Source organism: Halomonas sp. E14 (genome assembly GCF_052568415.1).
The window spans coordinates 2,919,233-2,931,910 of record NZ_CP199423.1 but is presented as its reverse complement, the minus strand read 5'-3'; the positions used below and the strand labels follow the sequence as shown (position 1 = coordinate 2,931,910).

The 12,678-nt window shown below is 68.0% G+C and carries 13 protein-coding genes; 8 read left to right on the top strand and 5 right to left on the bottom strand.

Features of this window, described 5'->3' with window-relative positions:
* The first annotated feature begins 191 nt into the window (after positions 1 to 191).
* Genes ACT7B3_RS13625 through ACT7B3_RS13615 form a run of 3 tightly spaced genes read left to right on the top strand, consistent with a single transcriptional unit; the run spans position 192 to position 2,591 of the window.
* Positions 192 to 1,172 carry an ABC transporter substrate-binding protein gene (locus ACT7B3_RS13625; RefSeq protein WP_445158306.1) on the top strand — a complete coding sequence of 327 codons (981 nt, stop codon included), beginning with the start codon at positions 192 to 194 and terminating at the stop codon, positions 1,170 to 1,172.
* Positions 1,169 to 1,930, top strand: coding sequence for an ABC transporter permease (locus tag ACT7B3_RS13620; RefSeq protein ID WP_445158305.1), 762 nt, complete (start codon positions 1,169 to 1,171; stop codon positions 1,928 to 1,930). Before ACT7B3_RS13625 ends, ACT7B3_RS13620 begins: the two co-directional genes overlap by 4 nt.
* Positions 1,923 to 2,591 carry an ABC transporter ATP-binding protein gene (locus ACT7B3_RS13615; protein ID WP_445158304.1) on the top strand — a complete coding sequence of 223 codons (669 nt, stop codon included), beginning with the start codon at positions 1,923 to 1,925 and terminating at the stop codon, positions 2,589 to 2,591. Before ACT7B3_RS13620 ends, ACT7B3_RS13615 begins: the two co-directional genes overlap by 8 nt.
* Before the next feature lie 22 nt (positions 2,592 to 2,613).
* Here ACT7B3_RS13615 and ACT7B3_RS13610 read toward each other — a convergent pair whose 3' ends face one another.
* From ACT7B3_RS13610 to ACT7B3_RS13590, 5 genes are all read right to left on the bottom strand, one after another.
* On the bottom strand, positions 2,614 to 3,420 hold the full coding sequence (locus ACT7B3_RS13610; protein ID WP_445158303.1) for an ABC transporter permease: 807 nt from the start codon (positions 3,418 to 3,420) through the stop codon (positions 2,614 to 2,616).
* Entirely contained in the window at positions 3,417 to 4,145 is a 729-nt protein-coding gene (locus ACT7B3_RS13605) for an ATP-binding cassette domain-containing protein (RefSeq protein ID WP_444676969.1), read from the bottom strand. The genes ACT7B3_RS13610 and ACT7B3_RS13605 overlap by 4 nt, the downstream gene beginning before the upstream one ends.
* On the bottom strand, positions 4,142 to 5,125 hold the full coding sequence (locus ACT7B3_RS13600) for a YVTN family beta-propeller repeat protein (RefSeq protein ID WP_445158302.1): 984 nt from the start codon (positions 5,123 to 5,125) through the stop codon (positions 4,142 to 4,144). Before ACT7B3_RS13600 ends, ACT7B3_RS13605 begins: the two co-directional genes overlap by 4 nt.
* A gap of 33 nt (positions 5,126 to 5,158) precedes the next feature.
* Entirely contained in the window at positions 5,159 to 6,343 is a 1,185-nt protein-coding gene (locus tag ACT7B3_RS13595; RefSeq protein WP_445158301.1) for an ABC transporter substrate-binding protein, read from the bottom strand.
* A 66-nt stretch (positions 6,344 to 6,409) separates the two neighbouring features.
* Positions 6,410 to 6,895 (bottom strand): copper-binding protein, encoded by a 486-nt coding sequence (locus tag ACT7B3_RS13590; RefSeq protein WP_445158300.1) that lies wholly within the window; start codon positions 6,893 to 6,895, stop codon positions 6,410 to 6,412.
* 353 nt (positions 6,896 to 7,248) lie between these two features.
* Here ACT7B3_RS13590 and pedF point away from each other — a divergent pair, with 353 nt between their 5' ends.
* The 5 genes from pedF to ACT7B3_RS13565 all read left to right on the top strand — a co-directional run bounded on the left by pedF (position 7,249) and on the right by ACT7B3_RS13565 (position 12,664).
* Positions 7,249 to 7,704 (top strand): cytochrome c-550 PedF, encoded by a 456-nt coding sequence (gene pedF / locus ACT7B3_RS13585; RefSeq protein WP_445158299.1) that lies wholly within the window; start codon positions 7,249 to 7,251, stop codon positions 7,702 to 7,704.
* A gap of 71 nt (positions 7,705 to 7,775) precedes the next feature.
* Positions 7,776 to 8,738 (top strand): substrate-binding periplasmic protein, encoded by a 963-nt coding sequence (locus ACT7B3_RS13580; RefSeq protein WP_444676974.1) that lies wholly within the window; start codon positions 7,776 to 7,778, stop codon positions 8,736 to 8,738.
* Positions 8,739 to 8,754: 16 nt separating this feature from the next.
* Positions 8,755 to 9,603 carry a quinoprotein dehydrogenase-associated SoxYZ-like carrier gene (locus tag ACT7B3_RS13575; protein WP_445158298.1) on the top strand — a complete coding sequence of 283 codons (849 nt, stop codon included), beginning with the start codon at positions 8,755 to 8,757 and terminating at the stop codon, positions 9,601 to 9,603.
* A gap of 1 nt (position 9,604) precedes the next feature.
* Positions 9,605 to 10,549, top strand: coding sequence for a quinoprotein relay system zinc metallohydrolase 1 (locus tag ACT7B3_RS13570; protein WP_445158297.1), 945 nt, complete (start codon positions 9,605 to 9,607; stop codon positions 10,547 to 10,549).
* A gap of 333 nt (positions 10,550 to 10,882) precedes the next feature.
* Entirely contained in the window at positions 10,883 to 12,664 is a 1,782-nt protein-coding gene (locus tag ACT7B3_RS13565; protein WP_445158296.1) for a PQQ-dependent methanol/ethanol family dehydrogenase, read from the top strand.
* Positions 12,665 to 12,678: the final 14 nt, after the last annotated feature.

Below are 12,678 nucleotides of genomic sequence, written 5' to 3'. Positions count from 1 at the left end.
CCATGGGACCGTCTTTCGGCCTGGTCCGGAATTGCACCTTTGTCGTGAGCTGACAGGCACGAAAGTACTATTCTGCCGGGTCCTGGGCCTCCCTAGGCTGGAGCCATGACCACACGCGCCAAGTCCACACCTCCCAAGCCCAGGCCACACGAGCCATGTCTGGCCAAGTCCTGGCCACAGGAGTCCTGACCATGCGAACCCTGCCCAGGTCCCTGGCACTGCTGCGCAGCCTGATCGTCGTGCTGCTGCTGGCAGGTGCCCAAGCTCTCCACGCCGAACCTGCCGTGCTGCGGCTCAGCGTGCTGCAGTTCGGCACCGCCCATTGGGAGCTCGACCATCTCAAGCGCCACGGGCTCGACCGCGAGGCGGGCTTCGAGCTGGAGGTGCGCCTGGTGGCCAACCTGCCGGCTTCGCGCATCGCGCTCTCCAGTGGCGATGCCGACGCCGCCGTGGTCGACCTGACCTGGGCCCAGGCGCGTCATGCGGCGGGCCAGGACTTCCGCTACCTGCCTTACTCCTCGCAGATGGGCGACGTGCTGGCGGCTCCCGGGCTTGCCATCGACGGCATCGAGGCGCTGCGCGGCAAGCGCATCGGCGTGGCCGGTGGTCCCGACAGCAAGGGCTGGATCCTGCTGACTCAGGCGGCACGCCGGCAGGGCATCGAACTGACCGAGGTCGCCACCGTCCAGTTCGGGGCGCCGCCGCTGCTTAGCCAGGCGCTCAAGCGCGGCCAGCTCGATGTGCTGGTGACCTTCTGGCATTTTGCCGCCGAGCTGACGGCGGCGGGGGAGGCCGAAGTGGCGCTGGCCATGCCCGACCTGCTGGCCAGCCTGCAGATCCCCACCGGGCTGCCGATCCTTGGCTACGCCTTCCCGGCGCGCTGGGCCGAGGACAACGCCGCGCTGGTGACCCGCTTCGCCGCCGCCGTGGCGCAGACCAAGCGGGCGCTGCGCGACGAGCCAGCGCACTGGGCGGCGCTGCGCCCGCTGATGCGAGCCGAGGACGACGCCCACTTCGAGGCGCTGCGGCGGGGCTACGTGCAGGGCATTCCCGAGCCGCTGGACGATGCCCGCATCGAGGCGCTGCAGCGGCTGCTGGTGCTGGCCGGTGCGCCGTCGGACGCGGTGATGCCGGCCGGGCTGTTCGTCCTGACTCCCGAGACGGCGCAGTGAAGGCCACGCCGCTCGCCTCCTGGGCGGCCCTGCCGCTGCTGCTCGCGCTGTGGTGGCTGCTGGCCTGGCAGTTGGACACCTCGCTGCTGCCCACGCCGTCGGCGGTGCTCGCCACGCTGCAGCAGGAGGCCGCCAGCGGCGAACTGCAGCGTCACCTGGCCGTGACCCTGCGGCGGGTGGCGCTCAGCTTCGCGCTGGCCATGGCGCTGGGCTGCCTGGTCGGCATCGCCATGGGGCGGCTGGCGCTGGTCAATGCACTGCTCGACCCGCTGCTGGTGCTGCTGCTCAACCTGCCGGCGCTGGTGCTGATCATCCTGCTCTACGTGTGGTTCGGGCTGGTGGAGGCGGCGGCGATCATGGCGGTGGTGATCAACAAGATCCCCAACGTGGCCGTCACGCTGCGCGAAGGCGCACGCAGCCTCGACCCGCGGCTGGAGCAGATGGCACGCATCTACGACTTCTCCACGCTTCGGCGGCTGTGGCATGTGTGGGTGCCGCAGCTGTTTCCTTACCTGATGGCGGCCACGCGCGGCGGCCTGGCCTTGATCTGGAAGATCGTGCTGGTGGTCGAGCTGCTGGGCCGCTCCGACGGGGTCGGCTTCCAGCTGCACCTGGCCTTCCAAGTCTTCGACGTGGCCGCGCTGCTGGCCTACAGCTTCGCCTTCATCGGCGTGGTGCAGCTGATCGAACTTGTGGTGCTGCAGCCGCTGGAGCGCCGTGCCTCGCGCTGGCGGCGTTCGGGCGTCGCTCATGCTTGAGTGTCAGGTACCCGACGGGCACCCGGTGCTGGCGCCCGCCACGCTGCGCATTGGCTGCGGCGACCGGATCTGCCTGCTGGGGCCCTCCGGCACCGGCAAGACCACGCTGCTCAACCGTCTGGCCGGGCTGGAGCCGGGCCAGGCTCGCCCGGCGCTGCGTATCGGCTACCTGTTCCAGGAGCACCGGCTGCTGCCGTGGCGCACGCTGCGCGACAACCTGCGCCTGGTCGGCGTGGCCGGCAGCGCGGTACCGGCACTGCTGGCCCGGGTCGGGCTCTCCGGCCATGCCGATCACTTTCCCGACCAGCTCTCGCTGGGCATGGCGCGCCGCGCCGCCCTGGCTCGCTGCCTGGCGGTGCGCCCCGAGCTGCTGCTGCTGGACGAGCCCTTCGCTTCCCTCGACCCGCAGCGAGCGACCGAGCTTCAGGCGCTGATCCGCGCGCTGCTCGACGACACGCCGGGCATGGCGATGATCTGCGTGACCCACGAGGTGCGAGACGCTGCGGCGCTGGCCAACCGCGTCTGGTACCTGGCGGGACGCCCCGCCCGGCTACGCTATGACGAAACGCTGGATAAGGCCCGCGACGGGCTTGCCGCCCTTGGTAACCGCCTGGAAGTACTGGGGCGTGCCGCCACCGCCGAGGCCGGGCTGCCCGACTGAGCCTCGGCCTGGCGCTGGCCGGCTAGGGGATGTGCGCGCCCAGCAGGCGCGTGCGCTGGGGGCGAAAGCCGCCGATGGCCAGCGTGGCCAGCACCAGCGTCACGCCCAGGGTGATGGCGATCGCCTCGCCGTTCCATTTCAGGTACAGCGCAAAGCGCAGCATTTCCACCGCATGGGTGAAAGGGTTGAGCAGGCACAGCTGGTAGATCCAGGGGCTGGCCTCCTGCATGCGCCACAGCGGGTAGAGCGCCGAGGAGAGGAAGAACATTGGAAAGATGACGAAGTTCATCACCCCGGCGAAGTTCTCCAGCTGCTTGACCCAGGTGGCGATCAGCAGCCCCAGCGCGCCCAGCATCAGCGAGGCCAGCAGCAGGGCGGGGAGCACCGCCAGGTAGCCCTCCAGCGGCGGGCGCACGCCCACGCCCCAGCGCGCGATCAGCAGGAACACATAGACCTGCAGTACCGACACGCTGCCCATGGCCAACAGCTTGGTCAGCAGCAGGTAGGGGCGCGGCAGAGGGCTGGTGAGCAGCACGCGCATGGAGCCCAGCTCGCGGTCGTAGACCATCGAGAGTGCGCCCTGCATGGAGTTGAACAGGATGATCATGCCGCACAGGCCGGGCACGATGTAGGTTTCGTAGGTGATGTAGGTGACGTAGGGCGGGATGATCGACACGCCCAGCACCATGCGGAAGCCGGCGGCGAACACCACCAGCCACAGCAGCGGGCGCACCAGGGCGCTGGCGAACCGCGTGCGCTGCTGCCAGAAGCGCAGCCACTCGCGCTTTTGTACGCCGATGAAGCAGTACCAGTAGTCGCGTGGCGTCATGCCAGGGCCTCCCGGGTCAGGGCGTTGAAGGTTTCGGTAAGGCTCCCGCCGCCGTGGCGGCGACACAGTGCCTCGCCCGGCTCGTCGGCCAGCAGGCGCCCGCGATGCAGCACCAGCACCTGGTCCTCGGGGGTGACTTCCTCGATCAGGTGGGTGGCCCACAGCACGGTCAGCTCACGCTCGCGGCAAAGCTGGCGCACGTGGTGGTTGAGCGCCGCCCGGCTGTCGAGGTCGAGCCCGGCGGTGGGCTCGTCGAGCAGCAGCAGTGAGGGGCGATGCAGCAGCGCCCTGGCGATCTCCACCCGCCGCCGGTGGCCGCCGTTGAGCCTGCGCACCGGCACCCGGGCGTGCTCGAGGAGCTGCTGGCGCTCAAGCTCCTCGGCGCAGCGCCTTCGTGCGTCACGCGGCGACATGCCGTGCAGGGCGGCGTGGTACTGCAGGTTCTGCGTCACGCTGAGGTCCAGGTCCAGGGCGTTCTGCTGGAACACCACCCCCAGGTGGCGCATCACGGCGGCGGGCTGGTGCTTGAGCGAGCGTCCGCCCAGGCGCAGGTCGCCCTGCTGCAGCGCCAGCAGGCGGGTCATCAGGCCGAACAGCGTCGACTTGCCCGCCCCGTTGGGGCCCAGCAGGGCATGGAAACGGCCGGAGGCCAGCGTGAAGCTGACCTCCTGCAGCACCGGTTGGCGCCGGTAGCGATACCCGACGCCCTGGGCCTCCATGATCATGACTCGCCGCCCGAGGTGATGCGCACGCCCCAGGGGAAGCGGCCCACGTCGATGCTCTTGACCACTTCCAGCCTGTCGACGTCGATCACCGACACGTCACCGCTCACGCCGTTGGTGGTGAGCAGCGTCTTCTCGTCGGGGCTCAGCGCCACCTGCCAGACCCGGGCGCCGACCAGCAGGTAGTCGAGCACTTCGAAGGTCTGGGCGTCGACCACGGCGACGTGGTTGGCCGGCCCCAGGGCGACGAAGGCGTAGCGGCCGTCGGAGGTGAGCTGGATGCCGACCGGCTGCACGCGGTCCTGGTTCACCCCGGGAATGCGGAAGTCGATGGTGTGGATCTCTTCGAGGCGCTCCACGTCGATGATGTGCACGGTGCCGCCGATCTCCGCCGAGGCCCACAGCAGGGCGTCGTCGTGGGTGAACTCTACGTGGCGCGGGCGGGCACCGATGACGATGTTCTTCTCGATCTCGAAGGTCTCGGTGTTGATCCAGTGCAGCATGTTGGAGGTCTCGCTGGTGTTCACCGCCCAGCGGCCGTTGTAGCTCACCCCCATGCCTTCGGGCTCGATGCCGACCTCGATCTGCGCCAGCACGCGCTTGGTCTCCACGTCCAGCACGGTGACCAGGGCGTCGTCCTCGTTGGCGATATAGAGATGGCGGCCGTTGGGGTGCAGGGCGAACTGTTCCGGGTCTTCGCCGGAGGGCAGCGTGTCGATCACCTGGCGGGTCGCCAGGTCGAGGATCTGCACGGCGTCGTCGTCGCTGGCACAGACGTAGAGCAGGCTCTCGTCGGGCGACAGCAGGATGCCGCGCGGGCGCTGGCCTACCGGGATGGTGTCGATCACTTCCAGCGAGGCCATGTCGATCACCGAGATGGTGTTGTCGCGCTCGTTGGAGACGTAGGCCAGGCTTTGGGCCCAGAGCGGCGTGGAAAGGCAGAGCGTCAGGCCGAGGGCGGCGAGGCGTGCGGTGAATGTCATGTTCGGCTCCTTGGAATCGGCAGGGGATGTCGGTCAGTCGCTGATGCGGCAGCGGCTTTCGGGGCGGTCGTAGCCCAGGGTGTCGAGTTCGGTGTGCTGGTGCAGGAAGCCTTCGAAGGGGGCCATCGCCACCAGGCTGTTGGGGTGGGCCAGCGGGATCGGCTGGCGCAGCTGTCCGTTCCAGTCGCGAAAGCTGAGCGGGCGGCCCTTGAACGCGGCCAGCTCGAAGTCGTCGCCCAGCAGGTAGTCGCGCAGCACCGGCATGTCGGCGCTCTCGGTGCGCGTCACCGCCTCGCCCACCGCGCGTACCGCCGCCCAGGCGGCGTAGTCGGTGCCGGTCATGGGGCGCTCGGCCTGGCGCTGGAAGCGGTTCTGCAGCTGGGCCGCGCCCCATGCCTCCACGGCCGGGTGCCAGGCGTCGGCGGCCATGCCCTGGGTGCCGACCACCGGGCGCGGCAGCCAGGTGTTGAAGGGCACGAAGTCGCCGAAGTCGTTGCGCTCGTCGGCCACCACCACCACGTCGTACTCGGGCCCCTGGGTGAACAGCGGCAGCTCGGCCGAGGCGTTGCGGCGCATGTCGGCCTCGAAGGTCCAGGCCTTGTCGGCGACCACGTTCACGGCGAACTTCTGCGCCGAGCGGCGGAAGGCCTCGGCCCAGGCCTGGTCGTCTTCATGCTGGCCGCTGATCAGGAACACCGAGCGCCAGCGTCGCAGGTTGAGCCACTGGGCCAGGGCATCGGTCAGCATGGCGTGGCTGGGGGCGGTGTGCAGCAGGTAGGGGGAGCAGTCGTCCAGGCGCAGGGCGACATCGCGGGCGCCGGCGTTGAACAGCAGCGCCTGGTCGCCGCTGATTTCCAGAGCCCGGCGCAGGGTCTGTGCCGGGACATTGAGCACGATGAGGCGAATGTCGTCCTCGAGCATGGCGGCGAGCGCCTCCAGCAAGGCCTCTTCGCTGGCGGCGATCGTGCTCTCGAGCTCATGGCGCTGGCCAAGGAAACGCCCGCTGCTCATGTTGTCGCTGATGCCCAGGCGGGCGCCCTGCAGGCCCGAATCCTCTGGCTCGGGGGTCAGCAGGGCCAGGGCCGGGCCGCGGTCGGGCTGCCACTGCAGGTAGCCGTAGCGCACGCCGAGCTCATCGGCATGGGCCGGCAAGGTGGCAAGGCAGGCGCCCAGCGCCAGCCCGCAGAGAAGGGGTCGAAGGGACAGGGATAGGGTCATGGCAACTCCTCAAGGCGCCGGATCGCGGCGCCGGGCCGTGATGGGTCGAAGCGGCGGTTGGCCGCGTCACTGCACCACGAAGGTGCCGCTCACGCCCCGCTCCTCAAGGCCGGCGCAGGCCCACTCGTAGGTGCCCGGGCGGATGGGCACGAAGAACAGCTCGGCCTCGCCCTCGCGCTCGAACTCCAGCTCGGTGAGGGTGGGCGCCTTGATCTCGACGTTGCCCACTTCGATCTTGCGCAGCCAGGCGTTCTTGAAGAAGCCGGGCGCGACCCAGGCGCAGGCCTGCATGCCGGTGGCTTCGATCACCAGCCGGTAGGCCTGGCCGGTTTCAAGCTGGAAGTCGCGCACCGAGACGCCGAGCATGCTTTCACCGGTCCCGATCACCAGCCGCTCCAGACGTTCGGGACGGTTGGCCAGGTCGCCGGCGGCAAGTGCCGCGGTGGTTGCCAGGCTCAGACCGAGCGCCAGTAGCGCCTTGGCGGCAGGGCGGTGCGGGGTGCAGCGGGTGGTGGGCGCGGCAGCGGTGCGCTGCGAGGGAGCAAGGGGCATGTTGTTGTTCTCCTTATGATGAAAGCCTCTGGCGAGAAGGCCCTGGCACCAGTTCAGCACTTCGCTTGCGGGCCTCCCATGCCACCATCGGGCCCTTGTTCTCGTTCCAAAGACGTACGACGGGAGCATTGGGGGAGAGCGAACTAGTACCAAGGGAGGACGTTGAAGAGGCGGAAAGTGGCGATGCACAACCGCGGCCGCGCTTCCAGACTCCAGTCATCTCGCCGCAGGAACGCGGCATCTGCCTGACCATGCGGCGTCAGGGTGACACACGCTCAATGAGATTCACGCAGCGGCAGGCAGCGACGGTCTACCCAGCGACAGTTCACAACAATCCCAAGAAAGGTGTTCCCATGCGATCCACTCCGTTCCTTGCCTCCTCCCTGATCTCGTCGCGGCGTGCCGTTGCCGCCTCGCTGGCCTGCCTGCTGCTGGGCGCTTCCGGTGCGGCCCTGGGCCATGGCGATGTCACCCCCCAGGGAGTCGATACCCAGGGTCTGCCCGATCTCGGCGAAGCGCCGCTGATGGAAAACCCCTTCCGCCCCGGCAACCAGCACGACGAGTACCACGAGCTTGCGGTGCAGATTGGCGAGCGCGGCTACGCCGGCAACTGTGCCGTTTGCCACGGCATCCAGGCGATGTCCGGTGGGCTGACCCCGGACCTGCGCAAGCTCGAGGAGTGGGACGACGAGTTCTACCTGCAGCGGGTGACCAGCGGCACCGAGCGGGGCATGCCGGCGTTTCGCGAGAACCTTGATCAGACCGCGATGTGGGCGATCAAGAGCTATATCGAATCGGTATCGCCATGAGCCTGGCATGACGATTCCGCTGTCGCCACACCATCGGGAGGGTAGGCATTATGTGGGCACGAAGCTTGATCTTGTGGGGGCTCCTACTGTTTCAGGCGCCGGCCTGGGGCGAAGGGCTGGCGACGGACGCGCTGCGCGCCGCCGTGGCCGAGGTGGCAGGAGGCAACCCCAGCGCTGAGCTGTTCCGCCGCCCGGCGCTGCGCGACCTCGATGAGGTCACGGCCTCGGGCTATATCAATATCGGGCTCTACGAGGACTTCCCGCCCTACTCCTACCGAGACGAGACGGGCGAGGCGCAGGGGATCGATGTCGAGATCGGCCGCACCATTGCCGAGGGGCTGGGCCTGGAGTTTCGGCCCTTCTGGATCAAGCCCGGCAGCAGCCTGGGGCGCGACCTGGGCAACAATGTCTCGCGCGGGCACTACCTGCGCCCCACTCAGGTGGCCGATGTGATGCTGCGGGTGCCCTACGATCGGCAGTTCTCGTACATGCGCGATTCCACCGGCGAATACATCAACAAGAGCGTGGTGATGTTCGGCACCTACCAGCGCGAAGAGTGGGGCCTGGCCTACGATGCCGCCCAGCTTGACGACGAGGCGACGCTGGGCAGCTTTCGCCAGCGGCGCATCGGGGCGGAGTACAACACTCTGCCGGCGACCTACCTGACCGCCGTGCTGGGCGGGCAACTGCGCGACAATGTGCGCCACTTTCGCAATGTAGACGATGCCTTTGCCGCCATGGCCCGTGGCGAAGTGGCCGGCGTAATGGCCATGCGGGGCGAGATCGAGTACTTCATGGCGCGCTACCCGGAGCAGGCGTTCCGCATTGCCGAGGCCAGCTTTCCGGGAATTTCCCGGCAGCAGTGGGACATCGGGATGGCGGTTCGCGACAGCCATCGCCAGTTGGGCTATGCGGTGGAGGCGATCGTCGATCGACGCGTACGCGACGGCAGCCTGGCGGCCCTGTTCGAGGCCCATGCGCTGGACTACCGCATGCCCGATTTCTATGCCGAGATCCTCGGCAACGCGGAGTGACGCCATGAGACAGCCATTGACGACCCCATTTACGCATGCGTCGCCCGCAATCCGCGAAGGGCATCGCTGGTGGCTTGGCCTGGCGGCATGCTGGCTGCTGACGGTGGCCGCCACCGCCAGTGCTACCGGCATGGCAGCGGCGGCGGCGCCGGACGATCCCTTTCGTTCGCCCATGTGGCACTACAACCTCAACCGCTACCTGGGCGAGGCGGCGACGGTTCGGCACAGCGACGCGGTAGTGCTCAAGGTGCCGCACTTTGCCGAGGATGCCACCCAGGTGCCCTTGACGGTGGATCTGTCGGGCTTCGCCGCCGAGGTGAAGGAGGTGATCACCTGGGTGGACCTCAACCCCGTGCCGCACCTCTTCACCTTCCAGCCGGAAGCCGCCGAGGTGCGGGCCATTGCGCTGAACTTTCGCATTCAGCAGGCCTCCACGGTGCGCGCCGCGGTGCGTGATGCGCAGGGGGTTTGGCACATCGGCAGCGCTCAGGTGGATGCCGCCGGCGGGGGCTGCACCGCGCCCAGCGTTACCGCCAGCAATCCCGACTGGGCCGCGAGCCTTGGGCGGATGCACGGCGCTCTGTTCTCGCCGGTCGATGCACCGGCCGCGACCCGCCTGAAGGTGCAGATCATGCATCCCATGGATTCCGGCATGGTAGGCAATATCCCGCGTTTCAATATCGAGGTCGTCGAACTGAGGGGCAGCGCCGATCTGGTGCGCCTGGCCAGCATGACGCTCTCCGAATCCGCCTCGGAAAACCCTCTGTTCGTCTTCGACCTGAAGCGGGCGGCGCAGCATGGCGGGATCGTGCTGTGGATGCGTGACAATGGGGGCAATGTCTTCGAGAGCCGCCTGGGGGGCTGACATGCGCAATGCAACGCTGATCCTAGCCAGCCTGCTGCTGGGCGCCGGTGCCGCTTCCGCCGACAGCTACCGATACTCGCTCGAACCGGTGGAAATTGTGCCGGATGTGTGGGTCCTCGAAGGGGTTCGGGAAGACTTTGCGCGCGACAACGGCGGCAACATCGTCAATACCGCGTTCATCCTCACCGAGGAGGGGGTGGTGGTGTTCGACACCGGCCCTTCGCGCCGCTACGGCGAGCAGATGCGCGAGGTCATCGCCTCGATCACCGACCTGCCCGTCACCCACGTATTCCTGTCGCATCATCACCCCGACCATGTGTTTGGCAACCAGGCCTTCGCGCCCGACACCTTGTACGCCCTGGAGGGCACCATCGCGCTGCTGCGCGCCCAGGGCGACGATTTCACAGAAAACCTCTACCGCACGCTGGGCGACTGGATGCGGGGAACCGAGGTCGTGCTGCCCACGCAGCGCGTCAGCCCTGGGCGCATCACCCTGGGTGGGCGCGAGATCGAGCTGATCGCCATGAGCGGGCATTCGGGTGCCGATCTGGTGCTGCTCGACCATGCGTCCGGCGTGCTGCTTGCCGCCGACATGGTCTTCTATCGGCGCGCCCCCACCACCCCGCACACCCCCGGCCTTGAGGTGTGGCGAGAGGAGCTGCGCGAGCTGGAAGCCCTGGATTTTCACTACCTGGTGCCCGGCCATGGCCCGGTGGCGGAGGGCACGGCGCCCTTCGACCAGATGCACGACTACCTCGCCTGGCTGGACGATACCCTGCGCGACGCGGCTCGCCAGGGGCTGACAGCCAGTGAGGTCATGGCGCTTCCCATTCCCGCGCGATTCGACGAGGTGGCGGTGGCGCGCCATGAGCTGATCCGCAGCGTGACCCACCTCTACGGGGGCTATGAGCGCGACGCGCTGGCGCTGCTCGCCGAAGGGGGGTGAGGCCCTGTCATTGTCATGTCCCGTCATCGTCATGCCCTGTCATCGTCAGGCATGGCCTTTGCCACCCGGCTCACGTGCTGTGAACGGGTGGCTTTTTTGTGTGCCGTGGTCGTGAATGCGGGGGAGGGAATGCCGCTGACGCCACGGCGGCCGGGGTTCGGCCGTGCGCTACGCCCCCGGCGCGGGTGGGTCGTACGACCAAGAGAGGAGGGAATGTCGTCCCTGTTGGCCATGGTTGAGCACACGCTGATCCACCAGATTGGGAGGAGCGCGAGTCGGCGCTGACACCCGAACAACAACGCTGTTGGATCCTTGCCCCCTCTGGAGACCGTCATGACCCAGTCCACCCCCTTTGGCAAGCTGGCCAGGCCCCTGGCGCTAAGCGCCATCGCGCTGGGCATTGCTGCCCACGCCCAGGCCGTCACCTTCGACGACATGCTCAACGACCACCTGACCACGGACCAGGTGGTGACCAATGGCATGGGCCTGCACGGCCAGCGCTACAGCCCGCTGACCACGCTCAACACCGATAACGTCCATCAGCTGCGTCCGGTCTGGGCCTTTTCCTTCGGCGGAGAGAAGCAGCGCGGCCAGGAGTCCCAGCCGCTGGTCAAGGACGGCGTGATGTACGTCACCGGCTCCTATTCCCGCATCTGGGCGGTGGATGCCTATACCGGCGAGCAGATCTGGCAGTACGAGGCGCGTCTGCCCGACGGCATCATGCCGTGCTGCGACGTGGTCAACCGCGGTGCGGCCATCTATGGCGACAAGGTCTATTTCGGCACGCTGGACGCCCGCCTGGTGGCGCTCGACCGCGAGACCGGCCGCGTGCAGTGGATCAAGCGCGTGGCCGACTACCAGGGCGGACATGCCATCACTGCTGCGCCGATCATCATCGACGGCAAGCTGATCACCGGGGTGGCCGGGGGTGAGTTCGGCGTGGTCGGCACCGTGTTCGCCTTCGATGCCGAAACCGGCGACGAGCTGTGGACCCGCCCCGTCGTCGAGGGCCACATGGGCTATGTCTACCAGAACGGCGAAGCGGTGGAGCACGGCATCACCGGTGGCGAGGCCGGGCTGACCTGGCCCGGCGACATGTGGGAGCAGGGTGGCGGCGCGCCTTGGCTGGGCGGCTTCTACGATGCGGATACGCACACACTGTTGATCGGCACCGGCAACCCGGCGCCGTGGAATTCCCACCTGCGCCCCGGCGACAACCTCTACACCTCGTCTCGGCTGGCCATCAATCCCGACGATGGGACCATCAAGTGGCACTTTCAGGCCACACCCAACGACGGCTGGGACTACGATGGCGTCAACGAGGTGATCTCGTTCGACTACGAGGACAACGGCAGCGTCATCAAGGCCGCCGCCACGGCGGACCGCAACGGCTTCTTCTATGTGCTCAACCGCGAGAACGGCGAGTTCATCCGCGGCTTCCCGTTTGCCGACAAGATCACCTGGGCGGAAGGCCTGGACGAGAACGGCCGGCCGCTCTTCAACCCCGAGGGACGTCCGGGCAATCCGGCCGACGTCGAGGGCGATCGCGGCGAGGCGGTCGCGGCCTATCCCGCCTTCCTGGGCGCCAAGAACTGGAACCCCATGGCCTACAGCCAGGATACCGGGCTGTTCTACATCCCCTCCAACGAGTGGATGATGGATATCTGGAACGAGCCGGTCTCCTACCGCAAGGGGGCGGCCTATTTGGGCGCCGGCTTCACCATACGCCCCGCCAACGACGACTACATCGGCGTGCTGCGGGCGGTCGACCCGCGCACCGGTGAAGAGGTCTGGCGCCACGAGAACCGCGCACCGCTGTGGGGTGGCGTGATGACCACCGCCGGCAACCTGGTGTTCACCGGCACGCCCGAGGGCTTCCTCAAGGCGTTCGATGCCACCACCGGCGAGGAGCTGTGGCGCTTCAACACCGGCTCCGGCGTGGTGGCCACGCCGATTACCTGGGAGATGGACGGCGAGCAGTACGTCTCGGTGGTGTCGGGCTGGGGCGGCGCGGTGCCGCTGTGGGGTGGTGAGGTCGCCGAGGTGATCAAGGACTTCAACCAGGGCGGCATGCTGTGGACCTTCAAGCTGCCGCAGGAATACGCTGGGCAGTGAGTCACGGCGCTCGT